At 42.2% G+C, this 23,068-nt stretch carries 15 protein-coding genes; all 15 read right to left on the minus strand.

All coding sequences use genetic code 11. From position 1 onward, the window contains the following. Positions 1–7: 7 nt before the first annotated feature. The 15 genes from HXT24_RS00635 to HXT24_RS00705 all read right to left on the minus strand — a co-directional run bounded on the left by HXT24_RS00635 (position 8) and on the right by HXT24_RS00705 (position 23,057). The gene (locus HXT24_RS00635) at positions 8–868 is read right to left on the minus strand and encodes a KilA-N domain-containing protein (RefSeq protein ID WP_410312145.1); all 861 of its coding nucleotides are present in this window, start codon (positions 866–868) and stop codon (positions 8–10) included. 586 nt (positions 869–1,454) lie between these two features. Then, positions 1,455–6,215, minus strand: coding sequence for a DUF4011 domain-containing protein (locus HXT24_RS00640; RefSeq protein ID WP_422119426.1), 4,761 nt, complete (start codon positions 6,213–6,215; stop codon positions 1,455–1,457). Between the two features lie 150 nt (positions 6,216–6,365). Then, positions 6,366–7,805: a Maf family nucleotide pyrophosphatase gene (locus tag HXT24_RS00645; RefSeq protein ID WP_415690564.1), complete on the minus strand. Its 1,440-nt coding sequence runs from the start codon at positions 7,803–7,805 to the stop codon at positions 6,366–6,368. A 63-nt stretch (positions 7,806–7,868) separates the two neighbouring features. After that, positions 7,869–8,216 (minus strand): toxin-antitoxin system protein, encoded by a 348-nt coding sequence (locus tag HXT24_RS00650; RefSeq protein ID WP_422119427.1) that lies wholly within the window; start codon positions 8,214–8,216, stop codon positions 7,869–7,871. A 53-nt stretch (positions 8,217–8,269) separates the two neighbouring features. After that, a complete protein-coding gene (thrB, locus tag HXT24_RS00655) occupies positions 8,270–9,283 on the minus strand; it encodes a homoserine kinase (protein WP_415690562.1) in 1,014 nt (337 codons plus the stop codon). Positions 9,284–9,340: 57 nt separating this feature from the next. Continuing rightward, positions 9,341–10,729: a homoserine dehydrogenase gene (locus HXT24_RS00660; protein WP_415690560.1), complete on the minus strand. Its 1,389-nt coding sequence runs from the start codon at positions 10,727–10,729 to the stop codon at positions 9,341–9,343. A 72-nt stretch (positions 10,730–10,801) separates the two neighbouring features. After that, complete coding sequence (locus HXT24_RS00665; RefSeq protein ID WP_014554795.1) at positions 10,802–11,794, minus strand: CPBP family intramembrane glutamic endopeptidase; 993 nt, start codon at positions 11,792–11,794, stop codon at positions 10,802–10,804. 143 nt (positions 11,795–11,937) lie between these two features. After that, on the minus strand, positions 11,938–13,083 hold the full coding sequence (locus HXT24_RS00670) for a D-alanine--D-alanine ligase family protein (protein ID WP_014554796.1): 1,146 nt from the start codon (positions 13,081–13,083) through the stop codon (positions 11,938–11,940). Between the two features lie 85 nt (positions 13,084–13,168). Further along, the gene (locus tag HXT24_RS00675) at positions 13,169–14,164 is read right to left on the minus strand and encodes an NAD(P)H-dependent glycerol-3-phosphate dehydrogenase (protein ID WP_004113710.1); all 996 of its coding nucleotides are present in this window, start codon (positions 14,162–14,164) and stop codon (positions 13,169–13,171) included. Between the two features lie 166 nt (positions 14,165–14,330). After that, entirely contained in the window at positions 14,331–15,212 is an 882-nt protein-coding gene (locus tag HXT24_RS00680; protein WP_014554798.1) for a lysophospholipid acyltransferase family protein, read from the minus strand. A 430-nt stretch (positions 15,213–15,642) separates the two neighbouring features. Beyond that, the gene (locus HXT24_RS00685; RefSeq protein ID WP_004115980.1) at positions 15,643–16,515 is read right to left on the minus strand and encodes an anchored repeat-type ABC transporter permease subunit; all 873 of its coding nucleotides are present in this window, start codon (positions 16,513–16,515) and stop codon (positions 15,643–15,645) included. Continuing rightward, entirely contained in the window at positions 16,515–17,336 is an 822-nt protein-coding gene (locus HXT24_RS00690; protein WP_422119428.1) for an anchored repeat-type ABC transporter ATP-binding subunit, read from the minus strand. Before HXT24_RS00690 ends, HXT24_RS00685 begins: the two co-directional genes overlap by 1 nt. A 16-nt stretch (positions 17,337–17,352) precedes the next feature. Further along, entirely contained in the window at positions 17,353–19,197 is a 1,845-nt protein-coding gene (locus HXT24_RS00695) for an anchored repeat ABC transporter, substrate-binding protein (RefSeq protein WP_422119429.1), read from the minus strand. Between the two features lie 25 nt (positions 19,198–19,222). Further along, on the minus strand, positions 19,223–21,676 hold the full coding sequence (locus tag HXT24_RS00700) for a choice-of-anchor M domain-containing protein (protein ID WP_422119430.1): 2,454 nt from the start codon (positions 21,674–21,676) through the stop codon (positions 19,223–19,225). Then, on the minus strand, positions 21,669–23,057 hold the full coding sequence (locus HXT24_RS00705) for a choice-of-anchor M domain-containing protein (protein WP_422119431.1): 1,389 nt from the start codon (positions 23,055–23,057) through the stop codon (positions 21,669–21,671). The genes HXT24_RS00700 and HXT24_RS00705 overlap by 8 nt, the downstream gene beginning before the upstream one ends. Positions 23,058–23,068: the final 11 nt, after the last annotated feature.

Here is a 23,068-nt window from a genome sequence, read left to right on the forward strand (position 1 = left end):
ATTAAACTCAATTTTTTAGCACGGAATCCAAACTCTTTATTCCAGAATTATTCAAATTCTCAAGAGATAAAATCTGCGTTCGAGCCAAATTTCTAAGTTCCACCATTCGATCAGCCTGTGGCAAGCCCTTAGAAATCAAAACAGCGTTATAACTTTCCATATTCGCCAATACCAAAAGCTCATTAATACTCGCCTCATCTCTAATGTTGCCTTTTGACTTAGGATTTGCATCTCTCCACTGTTTAGCAGTCTTATTAAACAGTGCAACATTTAACAAATCTGCTTCATTTGCATACTTATACATCAACTGCTCAGGAGTCAAATCCTTCAACAAATATTCTTTAATAGCATCCGTATGAATCTTGTAATTAATCTTCGAAATCTCACGGTTCAAATTCCAATTCAGTGAAAGCCTTGAGTTCTCATCAGATTTAAGTCTTTGATAATCTTTGATAATATATAGTTCAAATTCTGCTGAAATCCAAGCTGCAAACTTAAATGCTATATCTTTATGAGCGTAAGTTCCACCACCTCTACCGGATTTTACAAGTAAACCTATTGCATTCGTGATTTCTGACCATTTTTTAGGAGATAGCGTAAAAGCATTGCTACCAGCTTCTTTCAAAAACCCCTCGAATTCGACGGGTTTAAAATTCGGATTGTTTAGTCTCTCCCATATGCCTAAATACTCTATTGTACTGTAATTTCTCATCCAGTTTGCAACAACCACATTAGGCTCTTCTTTGTTTTTATATCTCGCTATATCGGTTAAACTAACGTAATCATTCCTAAAATCTTCCGTATAAACCTGAATTGTAAAGCCTTTTGCCTTAATAGTATCTTTTTTAATATTTGACGCATTAGACATAATTTCCCCCCTAATTTTTACGCAAATCTACGCAAATAGTTGCTTTATTTGATTTGTTTACTTTATTTCTATGCGCTTAACACAAAACCCATGAATCACAAACAAAATTACAAAAATCAAGCACAAGCCATATAACATCTAACAACTAGTAGAAAACTAGCATGCATCAGCGCATAAATATAATTCTACAAAGCAAGAGGATTTCCCGAGAATGTCGCTCAAAACGGCGTGTTGAACAACAAAAAGCGAAAAGCAAAATAAAGAGCTAATCCTCAAAACAATGCTCTAACTAAAACTATGCAAGCTGTAAGACTACTTCCGGTCACTCCACACTTTCTAATTCCACGCATCTGGCCAACAATCTGGCTTATTAGTGATTTCATTAAGTTTTGGCAAACCGTCAATAATGTTTATTGTTTCTACACTAACGCGAACTACCTTCTTAACCAAATCAACAATGTAACGCGGATTATCACAAGCTCCGTTTGGATTTCGTACAATACCAGTCTTCTTATCTACAACTACTTGATATCGCTCAATCAGCCATTTGATTGCACTTTTACACCAGTAAAACTATAAAAAACAACTATTTGACTGAAATCTGTCCATCAGTCTCAACTATTTTCTCGGATTGAAGCAGCATAGATAAAGCATTATCTAAAGCCTCGCCATCTAATTTACCAATTCTCTTTTTACCATACAAGCCAAGCATAAAGCGATATAATCCTTCTTTCGCCAAAACAACATTTTTACTAATAATTTCCATCATGCCAACACCTAGCTCTTCTGGAGCAATTTGTTTAAAATCACGAACAATATCTCCTGGGAGCCGGAAAGTAATCGGTTTATCCTTCAAATACATAAATCCATTTTCCCTGACAATACCAAAATATTCGCATCCACGCATTTTGATGTCAAACCTTTTTTGCACTGATGAAGTAACCTTTTCGCGCTCGAAATACCAAAGTATTCTTTGTAAAAGAAGATTTTCTGATAGAGGCGACTCAACTTCCAAAATATCTTTCACACTACTTTTGAAATCAGCGTTATTATATTTACTAAAAATATTCTTGCAATCCTTATTAGTATCCGCCATCTTATACTTAACAAAACTAAAAGGAATATCATTAAGAATACTATTAGTTGATTCTTCAGAGAACTCAGCATTGTATAAAGATTTTCCGCATAAATCAGCCTCAGTATCAGATAAAAATGAGGAACTTACAGGCAGTCTGTCTTCAAGATTCTCTGCATAATCATCTTTATGATTTTTATAGTTGTCCACTGCCTTACGAACAAATCCTAAAAGTTTATCTTGTTCAGAAATCTTATTCCTGAACCATTCGGTAGACCAAATGCGATAGAACTTCCAACCCATATTTTCTAGAATTGTTTGTCGCAATCTATCACGATCTCGCGCATTCTTTGACGAATGGTAAGTGGCGCCATCACATTCGACAGCAAGTAGATAATCTGAACTATTAGGAACTTTAACACCGAGATCTATTCTAAATCCAGAGCATCCCACTTGCGTATCAACCGAATAACCATGATTCCGCAAAAACTCACATACTTCAACCTCAAAATCGGAATCAAACTGATCATAACTCGCCACGCTTTCACTGCGCTGCAAGGCAATCTCACCATTCTCAGCAAAATCAAGATATTCTCGAAGAAGACGAGCGCCATCTGACTCACTATGACTTAAATCTATATCAGTTGCATGCATGGAAGAAACAACTTGAATATTATATTTTGCCCTTGTAACGGCAACATTCAGCCTCTTTTGCCCTCCATCGCGATTTAAAGGACCAAAATTAGTTGAGAACATTCCATTACTATCAGGACCGTAACCAATACTAAAAATGATTGCGTCACGTTCATCTCCCTGAACTGTTTCAAGATTCTTTATAAAGAAAGGCTCTTCCTTACCAGAATCAAAGAAAAACTCTTTTTCAGGAGTAATTTGACGGCGCTTAAAAAGCAAATTATCTATGAGATTTTGTTGAGACTGACTAAAAGCAACAACGCCTAAACTCCTATTAGGATATTTCTCAATGTTTTTATAAATTAAATCGACAACATATTCAGCTTCTTTTCGATTATTATGATATGAACGATTAAATACTCCATTTACGTAGTAATAATCCACACCCATACCTTCTGAATTATCTTTAGCAGCGGGAAAACTTATAAGGCTACCGTTGTAAAAATTCTTGTTTGAAAATGCAATAAGTTGTTCACTGCGACTGCGATAATGCCAATTTAGTCTAAGCTGAGGCATAGTGCTAGAAGCAAAATCTAGTATGGAATCGAAGCTCCTAATATCGTCATAGTCATCTATGTCATCATCATTATTAACAGATGTTGCGAAAAAGTTACTAGGTGGCATCTGCTTTGAATCACCAACTATGATAGCTTGTTTAGCACGGCTAATTGCACCAACCGCATCCCATGGAAAGACCTGAGAAGCCTCATCGAATATTACAACATCAAACTTTAAATCTTTATAATTAAGAAATGTGCTCACACTTAAAGGAGACATCATAAAGCAAGGTTTAACTATTTGTACAGCATCTTTGGTTTCTGAAAGAAGTAAACGTATATTCTTTTTATTCCTTGATTTTTGATTCTCATACAAAAGCTCACTTAATTGACTCCCAGCAACAGCACATTCCCTTACAGGACATGCATTTGCTAACTTTGCACGCAACCTTTTTCTATTAATATCAAATTCTTCTAAATCTTTCTCTATAAAATCTTTTATAAATCTATCCTGAGTTGCTCTATTAAATTGAGAAAGAATCGGACTTTTTAAAATTACAAAATCAATCCACTGTAAATAAAATTGCTTATTAAATGTAGGAACAATATTATCTTTACTAACATTATTCTTTATAAGTTCATGAATAAAAGGAATAAGCCCATTCTTCTCTAAACGAGCAAGAATGTCTCTAAAAGTACACCATTTTTGCAATGTATCAGAAGACTCAATGCACTTATGCAATCTAGATTGAACTTTAACAGCATCAATTGCATTAAAATCAACAATATTTTTATCAAAACATCCAGAAACGTAATCTATATTTTTGATGCTATTTTCATTCAAAATATTGTTAATTTGATGAGAATATTCCACAAAAATTTTGCTTTCAGACGCAAAGCTTGAATATCTTTCCAAGGATTCAAATGAGTATCCACTATCAAGCATATTTTTAAGAATTCTCATTTGACTGCTAACATAATTCCAATCAGTATCAATACCTTTATAAGCCGAACCAAGCAATGATTTTATAGAAGCTTCAGCGTCAGAATATTCACTAATAGATTTCTGATATTTCGCCAAAAGCTCCATCAAAAGAATTGATTCTTTATAATTAGGTTTTTTATTTACTTTCTTGCATGAACGTATATCGTAAACAATTTTTTTATATTCAGAATTAAAAATTCTAGATAATACGCTTCTAAATTGTCTTAAATTATTGTAGTTATCTAAACCATCCAGATAATAAATATCCTCATTACAATCAGATAATTTCTGCATTAAAGCATGTATTTTATTGCTCATTGATTCTAGATTTTCTAGCGCATTGTAAGCAATATCAAAATTCTGTCTCTTTAATATAGATGGCGTAACTAATGCTGAATTAGCAACAAAGTCAAAGAATTTCCCCCAGAATAGAGCATCTTTTAAACTTTCACAACGAACACCATACTGTTCAGAAATCCGGTCCAACAATGGAATTAGGTCGTTCAAAGTATCTACAGCAGAAGAAATACTGCCCTTTAATCGCACTTCTTCGGCAATTGAATTATCTTGATTTATATACCCATACCAAGGATTCTTGCGATAGTCATAACCGATATAATATGAATAATCAACATAGCTTCTTAAAAGATCAGTAGACCTATCCAAGTATTCAGAACCTAATTTTGATATATCTTCAGTGGGGCATATAAATTCTGGCGCATAATCCCATTTCGCAAGTGACTCGTATAAATCATATAAACTTTTATTTATTACGGGTTGCACCTCATGAAGAGTACGTTCATAAGAATCTAATTTTTCTTTAACATTCTTCTTAGCTTTTATTTCTTCATCAAATTTAATATTACTTACAATATCCTTCTTAATATTGAGATTTCTGCATATATCTTCAATAACACTCTTTTTGTTAGCTTTATTTGAATGAAGTTGAAGACAAAAATCCGCAAGACCAACCTGCTTCATTTTGTTATAAACGACGTTTAAAGCAGCAAGTTTTTCTGAAACAAACAATACTTTCTTACCATCATTAAGACATTCAGCAATAATATTCGTAATTGTCTGACTCTTACCAGTTCCTGGAGGCCCCTGCAAAACAAAGCTTTTACCAGATTTAGCCATTTCTATAGCCTCTATTTGGCTAGAATCAGCATCTACAACGTTACATAAATCAATTATTGAATCGTAATCAGATTTATCAATATCTTCGCTATCTAAGTATGAATTACCAGAATCAACTACTTCGCCAAAAAGTTGACGAACAGTAGGGCTATTTAAAATATCATTTTTATTTTCCTTAAGATCCACATACATATTAATCTTTGCAAATGAAAATAGCCCAATTTTGCACTCTTTACTTATTACCCATCCGAGTTTAGAAACCATGTTTTGTACATTTTCAAAATATTCTTCTAACGTGGTTTCACTATTATAATTCGGAAGAGTTATGCCATACTCGTTATCAAGTTTGTAAGAAAATGCTCTATTTACAATAACATCATTATCTAAAACAGATATTTTATATGACCGTCCAATCGACTCACTAATTAATTGAACAGGTATTAAAAGTATTGGTGCATTGTAAATAGTATCAGCATAATTAGCTTCTTTCCAATGAATTAGCCCAAATGTAATGAACGCAACATTTACTCCAGTCTCTTCAATAATCTCCCTGGATTTTCTCATAATATTTCTTGCTGCTTCTAATGGCTTTCCAGATGAACTATATGCAAGAATTTGATTAGCTTTTATTTTGTTGGAATAATTATTCTTAAAATCAGTTTTTGATTCATATTTTTTTCTTGGGTTACCATCTGCATATTCTATCTCATGAAAATCATCCGTATCTAAATTATCTACATAATACTTGTCGTTATGCTTTTTATTAAATTCTTCTTCTGGGTCAAATATTTTAAATGAACCAGAATTTTCTGATGAAAACTTTTGAAAAATATCTTCACAGCTTGGAAGCAAAACATCTAATGTTGAAGTTTTAGTATCCTTAAAATTAATTAAGTTATTGCGATTCTTACCAGTATCCAACAGCTGCTTTGCCCACTGGTCAAATTTTCCAACTTCCATAATCGTAGCCCTATTTGCTCAAAACCTGCAAAAAACAAATTACTCTAATTCTACCGCCATTAACAACTATAGAAGTGTAGCGTTTAATAAATCCCAAAAACTAGCTAACGTTTGGAAGTCTACTTCCAAACTGCAGATCTCTTTGCACAGCTACCTTTGCGATGCTAGAGAATCAAGGCGAGCGCGGAAAGACGGCCAATCCGTGCGCATTGCCGTAAGCAGCTTTAGCTTCGGAACATCGTCAATCGGCACCCACTTGATTTCCATACTCTCGTCGTCGTGCGCGCACGGATTCACACAATGCCCTGGCTTTTCAAACGCAAAAACCGTTGTATAACGCCAATTCCCGTGATTTTCGCAATACGCTCCAACAACATCAATGTCTTGAGACGTTATGTTCGCTTCTTCAAACGACTCGCGCAGCGCGCCCTCAATCGCAGTTTCACCATCAGATATTGCGCCACCAGGAATCCCCCACGTGCCACCTTCCGCGCTCCAAAGCGCGCGATGTTGCATAACAACGTGAGTCACGCGCCCAGTGGCATCGTCTCGCCTAGCAAGCAACACGCCAGCCGCGCCATTATGGCCCCAATGCTTGCGCCCACAATCGCACATAACCCATCCGTCTCCTGGCTGATGCACGTTTTCTTTAGGCACTTCTTCGGAAGTTGGATCGTCTTTAATCGCCTCGCTTTCTAACTTGCGACTATTCCACAAATCTGGCCAAGCGTACCCAAGATCGCAAACCATTTGTCTAAGAATCGGCAAGCTGATTCCAAGAACTCCATGTGGATCTCCCTGAATTCCCTCAATAAACGCACCACCAAAGCCTTCTAGCGTAAAGGATCCTGCCACTTCCAGCGGCTCGCCAGTTTCTACGTACGCGCGGATCTCCTCATCGCTCATATGTGCAAAAGTCACGCTTGCGCGACTCACTTTGCACACGGTTTTGCCGCTTTTTGCGTCGATTAAGCAATGGCCAGTAAACAATTCTCCAGTTTTTCCGCTCATTTGCTTGATTCGCGCAGCAGCAACTTCAGGAGTATGCGGCTTGCCGTAGCATTCGCCATCTAGCAAAAACATGGAGTCGCAGCCAACAATAAGCACGCTGTTGCAATCGTTACAAGATTCATTCATATGCGCAAAATCGTGAATATCAAAAGTCTTGGTAGGTACTTTTACGCCAGAAAAATCGCGAGTTTGCGCAGTATCTACGTTATGCGTTACGTCTGAGTGCGAATCGTCTGCCAAAGCGCTACTAGCAGTTTCAGAATATTCAGATTCTGCATTCTCAGACTCAGCCTCAGCCTCCAGCGGATACCCCACAACTAAATCGCCACTAGCGCTCGCCGCCGTATCTGCCACAAGCTTCCACGACTCATACACTGCAAATGCCTTTGCTTGCGCCAAAATCGAAACGCGCTCCTCGGCGCTCATCTGCTCTACGCTAATACCTTTCGCATTCGCAGCATTATGCAACGCCGCTGGCTCATCTACCTCGCTCACGTGAATCACAGGAATCACGCCTGCAGCAGCCAGCACAGATCTACGCGCTGGCGATTGAGAAGCCAAAATCAACGAAACTTTCATATTCCCTCTTTTTGCGATTTCACTCATAACTTCACTTACAACTTCACACAAATTATTCGCGAGTTATTGCAACGCTGCTTGTAATTGACATTGCTCATTATGCATCTGAGCATCTCTCAAAATCAAAGACTGTAAATACTTGCTTTTATTTGGCATACCATCTCTCTTAGCTGCGCGAGAAATATATTCACTCCAAGATTTAGGAACACGAAAACGCTCTTGAACACTGTTTTCGCGCCTTTCTTTTGAATTTGGTCTTCCTGGTCCAGATAAAGATGCAAATATCTCAGTTGCATTGGAATCTTCAGAAAGCAGAGTTTGCATAATTTTTGCAGCGTCTTCTCCTGAAAATTGAGCTGCAGGAGGATTTTTTGGAGCAGACACATTTTCATCAGCTAAATTCTCATACACGCAATTAATTGTACCACAATTTATTGACTTGATAATCCTCAACTTCACACAAATTATTCGCGAGTTATTGCAACACCAATAGAATCAACATGCACATGCAAAACTTTCCAATCGCAGCCGCTTAAAAGCGGTTCTGCAATTTTTTCTATTTTTTCGCTTATATTAGTAGCGTTATTTTCATCTACGGTTGCTGGCGACTTTTCATCATAGAACACCGCCGCGCAAGATCCAGCTCCCGAGATTGCAGCCGCAAACCCCTTGTCTCGCAAAGCTTTTACTAAATCCCAAGTTGGTTGCATAAGACTTGCTCGGTATGGCTGGTGAATAGCGTCTTGAGTAGCTGTAAAAAGCAAATCGTTTCTAGAAAGAGTGGATTTTACGCAAGAGTTGGCAGAATCGCGAGAATCACCAAAATCACCAAACGCAATCGGCAATAAGCAAGCGCGCGAAACGTTAAATACGGCATCTGCATATGGCACTTTTTCTGGAAGCGCTTGGCGAGCCATTTGCGTTGAAAGAGTAAAGTTTGGCACAAAAATCGTTGCACGAATTTGCTTAGAAACGCCGTATCGAACAGTGTGGAACTCATCGCCATTCTTCCAACTGGTTGTTAATCCGCCAAAAACCGCTGGAGCAACATTATCTGGGTGTCCTTCAATCGCAGCTGCAAGCTCAAAAATCGCCTGCTTATTAAGATTTCCATTATGCGCAAAAGCCCAAGCTGCAGCCACACCCGAAACAATCGCACTGGCGGAAGACCCCATTCCTCGCGCTTGCGGAATGCGATTATGCGCTTCTAGAGTAAAGCGCAAATGCGGCAAGTCAAACGCTTCGCACGCTTTGCGAAATGCGCGAACAACAAGATGAGTCTCGTCTTTGGGCAACGCATCTTCGCCTTCGCCATGAATAATCACGCGAACATCTTGCGAATCGTCAAGAGCATCATCAAGCGTAAAAACTAGCGAATCCGCATAATCAAGCGCAATTCCTGCAACGTCAAATCCCGACCCAAGATTTGCGCTGGTTGCTGGCACGCAAACTGACACACTGTTGCATACTGGTTTCATTTCGCACCTTTTCCGTTCGAGCAGCCTACTTAATTACTTAATTACTTAATTACGCGATTACTCAATAATTCGCAAAGCAAGCGGTTTTGCACACACAACATCCACTTTTTGCAAATCGGAAAGAATTGCGCGCAAATCCGCCTCTGTACAATCTTTTACAAGCACACGCAAATCGCCAGGACCGCCGATTCCGCAAGCTGGGCAATCACCTTCGCCCTCATATTGAGTTTGGCAAAGCATAGGCAATCGTTCCGCATTAACTCCATGCGCATCAAACACATCCATCACTTCGCTGCAAAGAGCAAGCGAAGCATCTTCCATGCTGCATCGTACAACAAAATCCGCACGAATCGAGCGCGTGGAAGCCAAAGATTTGGCGTTATACATTGGCACGCTGGCATCGCTGCAACCGCGCGCTATATTTCTAGCAGATCCAACAATATCTCCAACAACCGCGCTGGCTGTTGGCGCGCCACCAGCGCCGCGGCCGTAGAACATAAGATCATCCGCCGCTTGCGCTTTAACAAAAACGGCGTTAAAGCTGCCATGAACAGAAGCCAGCGGATGCTCTTTGCTAACCAACGCTGGGTAAACGCTTGCGCTCACACAGCCACTCGAATCGCAAGCAACCGCCGCAAGCAGCTTAATCACGCGATTTTCTGCACTTGCCGCAGCAATGTCTTCAGCCGTAATCGCGTTAATTCCTTCAACGCTAACGTCATCAATGCTTATTGGCATTTGGAATGCAAGCGTCGCAAGAATAGCAGCCTTGTTTGCCGCATCAAATCCTTCAACGTCTCCTGTAGGATCCGCCTCCGCGTACCCTTTTTCTTGAGCCGCGCGTAAAGCCGAATCAAAATCAAGCCCGCGCACCGTCATCTCGTCAAGAATATAGTTTGTAGTTCCGTTTACGATTCCAAAAATTTGCGTGATTTTGTCGCCTACAAGCGACTCTCTAAGCGGACGCAAAATTGGGATTGCGCCTGCCACAGACGCCTCGAAACTTAAATCCACTCCGTTTTTTTGCGCGCACTCGTAAAGTTCTGGACCAAACTTTGCAAGCAACGCTTTGTTTGCTGTCACAACCGACTTTCCGCATTCTAGAGCGGTTTTTACAAATGTGTGCGCTGGTTCCAAACCGCCAATTAGCTCAACGATTATGTCTATATCTTCACGTTCACATAATGCTAGAGCGTCTGCGCTTAGAAGATTTTTGGCAATCCATGGAGCATCCACATCTTCTGGATGCAAGCATGCTACTCCTGCAAGCTCTAGCGGAGCGCCGATTCTCGCCGATAGTTCAGAATTTTCTTCGACTATTAGACGCGCTGTTTGCGATCCTACTGTTCCGGCTCCTAAAAGACCCACGCGGATTGGCTCAGCAGAAAAGTCGCCAGCAACCAATCCATCACTATTTTCTGCATTTTCTGCATTTACCGTAACCATAAAATCGCCTCCAATACACTAATCAATCCCAAATAATCCCGTAATCCGAAATCACACTAAACGCGTTCTCGCTCACACAAAAAGCATTATCATATTCATAAGCACTGAAACCACAAGGAAACCCATAATGCCGACTGTTCCGTAAAGCGCCTTTATTCCAGCACTTCCGCGAATTTCAAGCGGCGAATCGTAGAATTCGAGATATTTTTTACTCCTTGCTAACAGCACAATTCCAAACACAAACATAACAATCATGAACATCGCGTAAAGACCTATAAACATGAATCCAGGAGCCAAATCCGCGATTTCTTGCGTTGTAAGATTCTCAACTTTAATTAAGTTCCCGTTTGAATCCATCATATTGTCGGAAATCCACATCGCTATAACGCTTCCTTGGAAGTTTACAATCATGTGCAAAAATACGCTGTATCTAAGCTGTGATGTACGCGCATACATGTAGCCGAACACAAGTCCCAGCCCAAAAGCATAGAAGAACTGGAACATGTTCATATGGAACAACGCAAACGCCAGAGCCGAGAACACAATCGCGCGCTTTTCGCCATACACTCGCAGCCTGTCTATAATCTGCTTTCTAAACAGCCATTCCTCCACAACTGGAGCAAGGAAAACAACGAAAATCATGGTTTCCCATACGTTTCCGCCTGCCACTATATCTGCAATCCTGTTTTCAGCTTTTCCGCCAGATATAAGCGCAGAAATCGCCAAACCTAGGTAGTTTCCTGCATACATTATCGGTACGCTCACTGCGAAAAATCCAGCAAACTGTCTGAATGTCATTGTGAATTTGCGTGTTTCTACCGCTGGCACTCGTCTTAAAACAAGCATCGCTATCGGCAACGCTATTAAGTATTGCGCAATGTCTGACGAAACGAAGGAGCTTAATGAAGGACTTAGAACACCTTTTGGAATGAACAAGCCTATAAGTTCACCTATTAAAATAGTTGCAAGAATCCAAACAAATAGGAATAAGCACAGCGATACACCAACATCTCCTTGACGTTTTCGCGCTAAATGGTACATGTCGTTATGCTGAGTTTTCCGCATTTTTACCTCTTCGTTTGTGTTTTAAGTTTTCTTTTAAATCTGATTTTATACAGACTTTAAGATTTGATATTTGCGCAAATTTGCACAAATTCTTCGGTTGCTGGCGACTAATCCTCAAAAACCATGATTTTTTGAAGATTGTCTCAGTCTAAAATCACGCCTTCAATAAGTTTTGTGATTAAATCACTGTAGCTTATTCCCGTTGCTTCCCAAGCTTTTGGATACATGGAAATTGGCGTAAATCCAGGCATGGTGTTGATCTCGTTAATCATTACATGTCCTTCTGGAGTAACGAAAGAATCCACGCGACTAAGTCCTCGACCGTCCGCTGCTTTGAACGCTGCGAGCGCAGTATTGCGAACGCGCTGCAAAGTTTCTTCTGGCAGATTTGCTGGCACTTCCACGTGCGAAGCTGCGGAATCCATGTATTTGCTGTCAAAATCGTAGAACTGGTCTTCGCCAGCCTGACGCTTGTCCAGCACAACTTCTCCAGGCCAGCTCGCTTTAGGCTCTTCGCCGTCGCGAGCGGCAAGAACCGCGCACTCAATTTCTCGCGCGTCAATTCCTTGCTCTATCAATACTCGCCAATCGTGCTTCGAAGCCTCAAAAACGGCATCTGCTAAAGCTTTAGCATCGCGCGATTCAACTTTTGTAACTCCAAAACTAGATCCTGCTCGGCTTGGTTTTACAAAAAGTGGATACTCGAGTTTTGCTTCTTCAACTTGCTCAAGAATTTCGTTTGCGTACGCGTCAAAGTGATTTGCGCAATCATTAGCGAACTTTCGCACATCCAGCGCTATTCCTGGAGCAACATCAATTCCAGCCGCCTTAAAAAGTTGCTTAGCGTAATACTTATCCATGCACGCGGCGGATGCCAAAACTCCGCAACCAACGTATGGAACTTGCATCATTTCTAGCAAACCTTGCAAGGTTCCGTCTTCACCGTTTGGGCCGTGAAGAACCGGAAAAACAGCGTCAATATGACCCAAACTTGTAAGCGTGCCATCTGCCTCTCGCACCAAAAATCCGTCGGCACCTTTAGCTGGGTCTAGCACAACATCGCGCGTCTGCTCGGTTTTTGTGATTACTGGCAACTCGCCTTGCTCCATGCGGAAGTTTCGCGGATCTTCGCCGCCAACAATCCACTCGCCTTGCTTTGTGATTGCAATACGTACGATTTCAAATCGACTTTCGTCTACAGCACTGAGTACTCCAGCAGCCGATATGCAAGAAATCGAATGTTCGTCTGCTTTACCGCCATACAAGAACACTACACGCTTTTTCGTCATTTTTTTCCTTTGAAAATTATTTTAATTATCTTAATTATTTTAATTATTTTGAATTATCTACGCGCGCGGCTTATAAGGAATTTCACTACTCTTCGCAAACATCGTTATCGAAAAGCATTGCAAGCATCTCTTGGCATGATATTCCTTCTTCTAGCACACGAGCCATCGCACTTGCAAGCGGAGTAGCAACTCCCAAACGCTTACCCATTGAAACAACCGCGCTAGTAGTTGGAACGCCTTCAGCCACACCATTGCTTACGGCAGTTGCTTCTTCAACGCTCATGCCTTTTCCAAGATTTGATCCAAAAGTGTAGTTGCGGCTTAGCGGAGACCCGCAAGTTGCCACTAAATCACCAAAGCCTGCAAGTCCTGCGAATGTGCGCGAATCTGCGCCTTCTGCAACGCCCAATGCCGTCAACTCTGCAAGTCCACGCGTTTCAATCATAGCAGCCGTGTTTTCGCCGTATCCTGCGCCTCGAGCCATGCCAACTGCGAGCGCAACCACATTTTTAAGCGATCCGCACATTTCTACGCCGATTACGTCGGTTGATACAAACGCCTTAAAGTAGCTGTTTGAGCAAGCTTTTGCCACCACTTCGGCATTTGCGCGATTCTCGCACGCCACAACCGCCGCCGCATGCTGCCTTAACGCCACTTCTTTGCTTAAGTTTGGCCCCGATAATGCTGCAAAACGGTTGCGCGGTAAGCTTAAAGCTTCGCACACAACTTCGTCCATACGCTTGCCTGTTGTGCGCTCAATGCCCTTCATAAGCGAAACAACAATCGCATGTTGCGGAATTTTGCCAGCAAATTCTTCGAGTGCAACGCGCGCAAATTGTGCTGCAATCGCAACTACTACAATGTCTGCGTTTGCTACAGCTTCTTCGCGATCCCCCGTAGCAGTCATGTTTTCTGGCAAACGCTCTACGCTTGGCAGCCTCACTTCGTTGCGGTGATTATCTCGAATGCCTTCCACAATTTGCGGCTCTATTGCCCACATTGTCACTTGATTTCCCGCGTCTGCAAGCACTTGCCCAAACGCCGTACCCCAAGCTCCAGCACCCAACACCGTAACGTTCATGTTTACGCCTAGCCTTTCGGTTTTAATCTATATACTTTTGTGATTTAAGTATTTACGATTTTATGTTTGCATACTTTTAATCAAACTATTGCATAATTCTACACAGCCCGCTTTACGGATGATTCACAAAAGTTTTACGGCTTAGTGAACCGCAAATTTACAGTCACTATTCTTTGACTCTCTTCATAAGTCTATAGTCAAAGTATCCTTCTGGTGCTTTTTCTCCGCGGATCTCTTCCATAATTTCCGTCATGCGCACGCGTACGCGACGAGCTAATTCGGCAGCAGACTCCATAGGCGGCAAATCACCCCAATTTTCCATATCTTTTAGAAGATCCGAATAATCAAGACGCGCATCGTAGCACATTACAACGTTCTTTTTTGGCCACGGCCACCAATGATTAATGCTGGCAGCACCCCATGTAACAGCGCAAAATAGCGGAATTTGATGCCCCAGCCTGCGCGATGCTTCGAGCGCAATAACTCCGATTCCTGGCTTCATGCTCATAGGCCATTTTTGAGGGTCGCGCGTAACTGTTCCTTCTGGCCATACGCTAAGCGGCCTACCGTTTGTTAGGATTTTAATCGATTCTTCTTCGATTTCGCGCGCTTTTCCGCTTCTGCGTGGAACTGGTTGCATGCCAACAAGCTGGAACCATTTTCCTAAGATTGGCCAATGAGCGAGTTCTGCTTTTGCCATGTATCGCGGACGTCGGCCTTGGTGGAATAGAGACGTCATTGGCACGAAAACGTCGAACATTGTAACGTGCGTGCAAGCGGTTATAAACACGCCTTCTTCTGGCACATTCTCTAATCCCCATGCGCGCACTTTACAACGAGATCTAAGCACGCGAGACGTTCCTTCGAGAAGTCGCTCAGTTGCCTTTGGATTTTGCGCGTTGATTTCTGCCGTATTTGGCGTCCGCGCGCCCGTTGGGTAGTAGTAAGTAGGGTCAACTAACTTGTGTGCTCGCGCTAAGCGTTCTACTTGCTCATCACTGAGCGGCTTAACTGCGCTTCTAGGCGAAGGCTTTCCTTTAGATACCATACGTCTATTGTGCCGCAAACTATAAACCGCAAAATTTCCATAACCATACTACATGATTACGCCAAGTGAGGTAGAGATTCGAGATTTTTCGCAGCGGATGAAGCGAACCTCAGCATGAAATGGTGATTCGCTGAAGTAGCAAGAAAAATCGAGAATCTCGGTGTTTAAGCAATACGCAATTGTTCAAGCACGTAAGAGGGCTGGGTGATTCTTGGTCGAACAGTATAAGAGCGGCAGCCGATACCAAATAATCCAAATGACCAACCACTACAAACAAACCTCAACACAAAAAACAAAATCAAAGCCAAAACGGAACAACCGCAACTCTAGACTACACGTAATAGGCAGAGCGTTGTGAGACAAGAATTAGCCAGCCCTCTCGCAACAGTAAATAGTAAATATTAAATGTCGCTCGCGCGTTACAGCGCGCTTATGCAACGACTGATCGCAGTTTCGGCACAATCCTCGCCACCAACCCATGTTTAGGCGAGCACACCCACGCTAGAACAAACATAAAAGTCGCAACCAAAACGATTGTGCCGCCAGTAGCAGTGTCTAAACTCCAAGACAAGTACATTCCAAGAATCGAAGAAGCGCACCCAATAGCAGGCGCCAAAATCATCATTTTCCCAAGTCTGTCGGTAAGCAATCGCGCAGTCGCCGCAGGCGTAATCAAAAGCGCTAAAACAAGCACGTTTCCGATTATTTGCACAGATACTACTACAGCAATCGCAACTAAAACGTATAGCATTCCATCCAACCATGCTACTGGCAAACCCATTGCGCGGCTTGTTTCTCTGTCCATTGAAACGCATACTAGCTCTTTGTGGAACATCATTAGAAGCGTTACGATTATTAGCCCTGTTATTGCTACTACAGCAATGTCAGAGTCTGGTATTCCTGTAATGGAGCCGAATAGGAACGATTCTAGGGATCCTGCATAGCCAGAAGCTTTTGATATTACTACGATTCCGAGCGCAAAGGCAGACACAAAAAATACGCCAATAAACGAGTCTTCGCGAAGTCTACGATTTTGGCTAAAGATTGATACGATTAGCGCGGTTGCAACTCCTGCGAGCGCGCCGCCAAATAGCAAGTTTCCTTGCAACACAAATGCGATTGCGAGTCCTGGAAACACGGAGTGCGCTACTGCGTCTCCAATAAACGCCATTCCGCGTAGCACTACGTAGCATCCTACAACTCCGCATATTACGCTAGAAAGGCACGCTACTATAAGCGCTTTGAGTAAGAACCAAAGGTCTGGGTTTGTAAGGTCTTGTATAAAGTCGATTGGGGATAGCATTATTTTTCTACCACACTTTCATGCGCCATAACGCGCTCTACAGCTTTGATTAGTGGATTTTGCGCATCCACATGGAATGTTTGCACCCATTGATTTGCGTTTAATGATTCTGGAGCGCCGTCTCCTACTATGCTTCCGTCAAAAAGCATGATTCTAGAACACGAGTTTATGGATCCGATTATGTCGTGCGAGCTCATCAAAATCGCTTCTCCCGACTTTGCTAAATCCAAAAAAAGACTCGTGAGCAGCTCTTGAGTAGGCATGTCTAAGCCTGTAAATGGCTCGTCTAAAAGCAACAATCGCGGCTGCCCTGCAAGAGCACGCGCAACAAGTACGCGCTGCCTTTGGCCGCCTGAAAGCTCGCCGATTGTGCGATCCCTAAAATCCGCCATTCCTGTGCGCTCAAGAGAAGCGAGCGCTATCTCGTAGTCCTCTTTTTTTGCACGACGAACGTAGCCAATGTGGCGAATGCGGCCCATCATTACCACGTCTAGTACGGAAAGTGGGAAATCCCACGCAATATCGTGGCGTTGTGGCACGTATCCAACGTTACTCACTCGCGGATTAATCAAAGATTCACCGCTTTTATTAGCGTGCACTTCGAGTTTTCCAGTATGCGGAATCAAACCCATAATCGCACGGAAAAGCGTTGTTTTACCAGCTCCATTTGCACCAAGAAGTCCCACAAATTCGCCGCTTTTAATCGTAAACGAAACGTCTTTTACAATCGTGCGACTGCCGTAACTTACGATTAAGTTTTGCGCGCTTATAACAGTATTTTCGTCCATATTCGCGTCCATATTTCCCTTATTAATCTTCATAAATTCAACTTCAATCTCACTTCAAGCACTTCGCTAAAGAATCCGCGTTCGCTCGCATCATATCCGCATAAGTTCTAACTTTAGAGTCGAAAGCATCTCCATAAATCGGGCAGACTTTTACGTGCGCTTGCGCCGCAAGCTCTTTGAGCACAGACGAACGCGATATTAAATTTGGCTCCAAAAACACAGCTGGAATCTCTAAATCGCGCAAAATCTGCTGCAATCTACGCCTATCTTGCACGCTCGGCTCGCTCGAAGGATTAATCGTTACAAATCCTGCAATATTCACGCCGTAAGTTTTACCTAAGTACGCAAAAGCATCGTGTGTTGTAACCAAATTGCGCTTCTCTTTTGGTATTGACGCCACTTTTTTGCGCATATAAGCGTCTACATCTAATAGCTTGTTAATGTATCGATCTGCATTTTCGCGATATTTACGAGCATTTTTAGCATCCACTTCACAAAGGCGATCTGCGATTGTGCGCACGTATGCTATGCCATTTTTTACGGATTGCCACAAATGCGGATCAATATCTCCGTGAACGTGCTTTCCTAAAACTGCTTGTGGCAGCTGATAAATCTTTTGCCTTGCAGCTCCCAAAAACCTGTATCCTTGTTCGGCTGGTATCTCTTTTAGCGCGTTAGTTGGAACTTCTACAACCACATCGCGAGGCGCATAATACACGCGTTTTGGCGTAGTGGAGCGTTTTTCTTGCAAAGTATCTACGCGGTACACAAATCCGCGTTTTGCTAAGTCGTAAGCTAAATCTGCATGACCTTTGTTCAGCACTACGCTAGCTCCACGCTTTTTGGCTATTTTTTGCGCATTTACGCCTACAGCAAATCGCATTTTAGCGTTTCCAAGACTAGAAACTACCTCGTTTTGCGCGTTTAGCATGTCGGCGTGCAAGTCAAGTGTGTATTCGCCTGGCTTACTAAACGCCCAGCTTAAATGCGTGTGCGCGTCTGCTGGCAAGTCTACGTGGTCTTCTGCGCTTATGCCGTTTGCGCTGTTAAAGTATGTTTCTACGCTTCCAAAAGTGCCAGTCAAGTAAGCAAAAAGCGCGCCTGGTCCGCTTACTTTTGTAGCTGTTAAGCGTATTCTATCGGACCTTTTCATGTTGTATGCGTTCGGCTTTATTACAGTTGCGCGGCCTTCTTTTGTTGCAGTTGAAGGCGCATTTGATTGCAAAGATTGGCCTGACTTTTCTAGTTGGCTATCTTGTTTTGAATTTGTTTTTGTTTTATTGAGATTGTTTAGCGAAGTTAACTCACCAGCCGCCGCCGAGGGCGATTCTTCCGCACGCTTTTGCGTATTTGCATTTGTAGCGCCTTGCGCACTATGCGCTTCCTCGCTCGGTTGCGCAGCCATGCGTTCTGTAGCAAGCCCTAGCCAAATCGTGTCTAAAGACACGTCTTCTACCATCGGAATAATATCTGCCGCGTGCTTCACACTTTCTTCTGCAAGTTGCACATTTGGCACGCCTTTTCGCAAATTCGCGTCCAAAGCTGTAATTACGCCGTGCTCTTCCAGCATCATGTAGTTACTAAAAGCTACATCCGCATACACAACATCTCGAATTGAACGCAAACGCGGCTCGTACGAATGCGGATCCGCGTTATCTGGCACAATCGCACTTACATTTGCAGCGTCTCCTGCAACATTCGCCACCATGTCTCGCAAAACGCCCGTTGTTGTTACAACGTTAATTTTCCCAGATTTTGCGTTATTCGCGCTATTTGCACGAAGCGCGTTGTTAGGCGCACCGCACGCGCCCAGCGGCAGCGCGGTTAAAACTGCTAGAGCAGCAGAAACCGCGCGCTTCACACTTTTTTTACCTAGTAAATCAACGATTTTCATTAATTTTACCAACGTTTTCTACGCTTTATTTCAAATTCATAAGTGCTCTAAATAAGCCTCCTGCAGGTATTAGTCCACGTTTGCGTAGAATAAACAATCCAGCTGCGCAAGTTCCAGAAATTGCTGTAATACCAAGGCTTAAAGCCGTGTATGCAACTACTGGCTTGTGTTTGAACAATCCTACTATTCCTCTAGGCTCTTCGCTTTTAACGCCGCTTTGCAAACTTTTTCTTAGACCTTTAACTCGTTTGGAATTGTATTTTGATTGGATGCCTTTGTTTGCATGATTTCCAATTCCGCCAGAAAGACTTACAGACCTGCCAGTTTTGCCTCGATTAGCGCTTTTCGATGCTCCAATTCCACCACCAAAGAATGACGCTCCCGAACCAGAGTTTCCTCTAGCTGCAGCTGCTAATGGCGTCGCGCCACTATTATTTCCAGAATTGTCGTTGTTATTGTCGCTGTTATTATTGTTATCTTTGTTATTTTTATTGTTGTTTTGTTTGTCTTCGTCGTCGGAGTTATTCTCAGAGTCATCACCATTTTCATCAGTTTCATTTGATTTATCGTCTGAATCTCCGTCTTCATCATCAACCTTTGTCATAGAGCAGCTCATTGGCTTTTCCATTGGATCCACACCAATTGCAAAGTGGAAGTCTTTTGTAACTGTTTTTCCATTTGCGCTTACAGCAAAAGTAATCGTATAATATCCAGACTTTGAGAAGTCCCAGTTTAAATGCATATGCGTGTTTGCTGGGATTGTATACGTACTGTTTCCACTGCTAGACATGAGTGTTTTAGCTTTTACACCAAGTCCGCCTTGCAACCAAATTCGCACGCTACCTGGCCCTTTTACAGATTTAAGGCTGATTTTGCTTGGCTTGTGTGGGCTTAAATTCTGGTTACTCCAGCCAACCCACGGTACGCTATTTTTTTGCGTTTGTGGAAGTCGCCACACACCTTTATCTTTAGCTGATTTTCCAGCATAAAACACAACTTTGCTCGGGTCACGCTTTACGTGGCTTCCAGTCACGTCTTCTTGTACAGCAAATCCTATTCCGTTACCAGTTGAATAGGTTGCTAAATCAACGTGACCATGTTTAATAACTAGCTTATCGCCTTGTAAATCCTTAAATTTTGAGCATTTTTTGACGGTTTTTTGCTTTTTGTTTTTGCCTTTAGATTCGGCTTCAGATCCAGATTCGGTTTCAGATCCGTCACCGCCTTCACTTTTCCCATTGCCATCTTCCTCGTCGGAACTTTGGTTAGCTAGTCCGCCATTTGGCTTGGCACCAGGCCATGGTGTTACGTAAACTCTGTTATTGTTTCCGTTTATAACAATCGAAGTGGAAGAATCTTCATCATCTTCATCTTCGTTGTCTTCAGATTCTTCATCTTCATTATCACTATCGTCGCCGTCTTCGTCACCTTCGCTTGCACTTTGATTTTCGTGTTTATTTAATTCGCTATCGTTATCAGAATCTTTATCTTCTATGTGAAATTGCCCAGTAGCACCACCTTGCATATCCACATTAAACGTGTATCCTTGCGAATCTTTAAGTATTTTCCCGTCTTTTGTTTTAACTGTTACTTCTATACACAACACATATTTACCTGGTTTGGTAAACACCCAATTAACATGCAAATGCGTATTGTCGTCTCTATAAAACTTATGAGGGAAATCAGTATTAGGAGACCCTAAAACAGGTATTACCTTACCGTGAGAATCATTCTCATAAGCATACACTGCCCCGCCTTCTGGAATATCCGCAGACTTTAAGCGAAACTTTACAGCGGAAACAGTTTTACGAGGCAATGTTTGTGTTGTAAAACCTAACCACAACTTGTTATCTTCCTGTACTTGAGGCAAAGCCCAAACATACTCGCCACTGTTATCTTTAGGAAGGAAGCTTAATTCTTTAGCAAAAACAGATTTTTTTAATTTTGTGTTGCTTCCAAGCATAAATTCTATGCGATCAGAATTGTACCTAACACCATTTTTGGGTACGCCTGGAAAATAATCTCCTTGTGTGCCTAACACAAGATGTCCGCTTTTATCCATATACACAGCTATGCCATCAGTGTGCCCCTTGTACACCTTACACTTTTCGTATCGTGTGTATGAATCCTTTGGCTTACTGGAATCTTTAGCTACAACAGCGGCCTTGCAAGCTTCTTCATTGCTGGTTTTATTAGGATTATTGCTCTTTTTTGGATCTTTTGCAGGATTCTGATCAGTTTTAGGCATATTGGAAGAATCATCACTACTTGGATCATCCGAATATACGTTCTCGTCAGGATCTTCATCCTCATCGCTACTATTATCACTTTCTGTAGCAGAAAGCCCATTTTTTTGTGCTTCACTCGCATACGCGCTACCGCAATTGCAGCAGCACATCGATGCCAAGAATCCAAAAGATATTATTGCGCTTATAATCGCGCTTATTAGTTTGAAACAAATTAATGTTTTACTACGCATTGTTCTGTCCTAAATTATTAAAATCTGTGTTCGGTAAGATCGTTGTTTCCTCTGTAGGATTCACTAAGTCACTTAGTGAACTTTGATTTTCAACATACTGAGGATTTGGATTCGCATAAGTCTGATTCACTTGAGGCTGAACATACTGCTGAGAATATGGCTGAGCATATGTCTGTGCTGGCGCAACTGGTTGCACTGGCACATTAGGCTGAGCATACATTGGTTGCTGCGGAACGCCATACTGCTGTTGTTGTACATGCTGTTGTACGTACTGCGGTTGCATTTGCTGCACTGGAGCCACCATTTGCGGTTGCGTTGGTTGCTGCATAGGAGCCATTGGCGAAACTTGCTGATTCGCACCATGCTGGCTAATCGCCTGCTGCTTTGCCTTCTTGCTTTTAATTACAGCAAATACAATAAACGCAATAATTACGATTGTTAGAATTACAAACACAATCATCACAATCTGTGCTATCGCTACTGTATCGTCAGCGCTACTAGATTTCTTATGCTTTCTGGCGGAAGCATTGCTCGATTCGCTTCCTTCCGCATTCTCATCATTGTTGTCTGCGTCAGACTCTTCGTTATTTTCTCCGTCGTTTCCTTCGTTTGCATTCGATGAGCCAGACTGAGAGTGCGCGCCTGAAGAGGCTGCTCCCGCTGCTCCAGATAACGCAGCTTGTGGATCTGTTTTTTCTCCCACTGCAAAATTAAGCACACGAGTGTCACTTACAGCGCGACCATTCTTTAGTTTTCCAGAAAAAGTGAGCTTTACATGGTAAATTCCAGGCTTCGAGAATACCCAATTTACGTGAGTGTGCGCGTTCGCTTCAATCCAACTGTTTTGTGGATATCCTTTAGTACTATCCCATAATTGCTGTGGAGCATTATTGCCATTTTCAAGGTAGACGTGCAATTTTCCAGGTCCGCTAACGCCATCAAGCGAAAGGTTTGCTCCGCGATCTAGCTCGTTAAGCACTCCACCTTCCTGCGTGTTCCATCCGAGCCATACCACATTAGAGTTTTGTGTTTGTGGAATCACATAAAGCTTTGTTCCTGGTTTTTCGCCGATAAAGTTGTACGTTGCATCGTTTGGCATAGGAACTATTGAGCTGTTGCCAAGTTTGAATACTACGTTTTCTGGGTCTCTCCATACTGGTTCGTCGCCAGTATCATCGCGAATTTGTATTTTCCAATTTCCGCCAGAAAGTGTTGGTCCAAAATCTGCGTGACCTGCCTGAATCATAACTGGCTGGTTGCTTGTTGCAGCTTTGGCGGACCCCATAAATGGAGACGGGAGTAGAGCCGTAGCTAGTAGCATAATTGCTGTGCATATTGATGCTATTATTGCCGTTGCTATATAGTGCTTGTTTTTAGTCATTTTTCTTCTCC

Source organism: Gardnerella sp. DNF00354 (assembly GCF_049262755.1).
GTDB lineage: Bacteria > Actinomycetota > Actinomycetes > Actinomycetales > Bifidobacteriaceae > Bifidobacterium > Bifidobacterium vaginale.

Bases quoted from the DNA above. Each gene is read 5' to 3' on its own strand.
- HXT24_RS00635 (WP_410312145.1), bottom strand. From the start codon at position 868: ATGTCTAATGCGTCAAATATTAAAAAAGATACTATTAAGGCAAAAGGC.
- HXT24_RS00640 (WP_422119426.1), bottom strand. From the start codon at position 6,215: ATGGAAGTTGGAAAATTTGACCAGTGGGCAAAGCAGCTGTTGGATACT.
- HXT24_RS00645 (WP_415690564.1), bottom strand. From the start codon at position 7,805: ATGAAAGTTTCGTTGATTTTGGCTTCTCAATCGCCAGCGCGTAGATCT.
- thrB (WP_415690562.1), bottom strand. From the start codon at position 9,283: ATGAAACCAGTATGCAACAGTGTGTCAGTTTGCGTGCCAGCAACCAGC.
- HXT24_RS00660 (WP_415690560.1), bottom strand. From the start codon at position 10,729: ATGGTTACGGTAAATGCAGAAAATGCAGAAAATAGTGATGGATTGGTT.
- HXT24_RS00665 (WP_014554795.1), bottom strand. From the start codon at position 11,794: ATGCGGAAAACTCAGCATAACGACATGTACCATTTAGCGCGAAAACGT.
- HXT24_RS00670 (WP_014554796.1), bottom strand. From the start codon at position 13,083: ATGACGAAAAAGCGTGTAGTGTTCTTGTATGGCGGTAAAGCAGACGAA.
- HXT24_RS00675 (WP_004113710.1), bottom strand. From the start codon at position 14,164: ATGAACGTTACGGTGTTGGGTGCTGGAGCTTGGGGTACGGCGTTTGGG.
- HXT24_RS00680 (WP_014554798.1), bottom strand. From the start codon at position 15,212: ATGGTATCTAAAGGAAAGCCTTCGCCTAGAAGCGCAGTTAAGCCGCTC.
- HXT24_RS00685 (WP_004115980.1), bottom strand. From the start codon at position 16,515: ATGCTATCCCCAATCGACTTTATACAAGACCTTACAAACCCAGACCTT.
- HXT24_RS00690 (WP_422119428.1), bottom strand. From the start codon at position 17,336: ATGAAGATTAATAAGGGAAATATGGACGCGAATATGGACGAAAATACT.
- HXT24_RS00695 (WP_422119429.1), bottom strand. From the start codon at position 19,197: ATGAAAATCGTTGATTTACTAGGTAAAAAAAGTGTGAAGCGCGCGGTT.
- HXT24_RS00700 (WP_422119430.1), bottom strand. From the start codon at position 21,676: ATGCGTAGTAAAACATTAATTTGTTTCAAACTAATAAGCGCGATTATA.
- HXT24_RS00705 (WP_422119431.1), bottom strand. From the start codon at position 23,057: ATGACTAAAAACAAGCACTATATAGCAACGGCAATAATAGCATCAATA.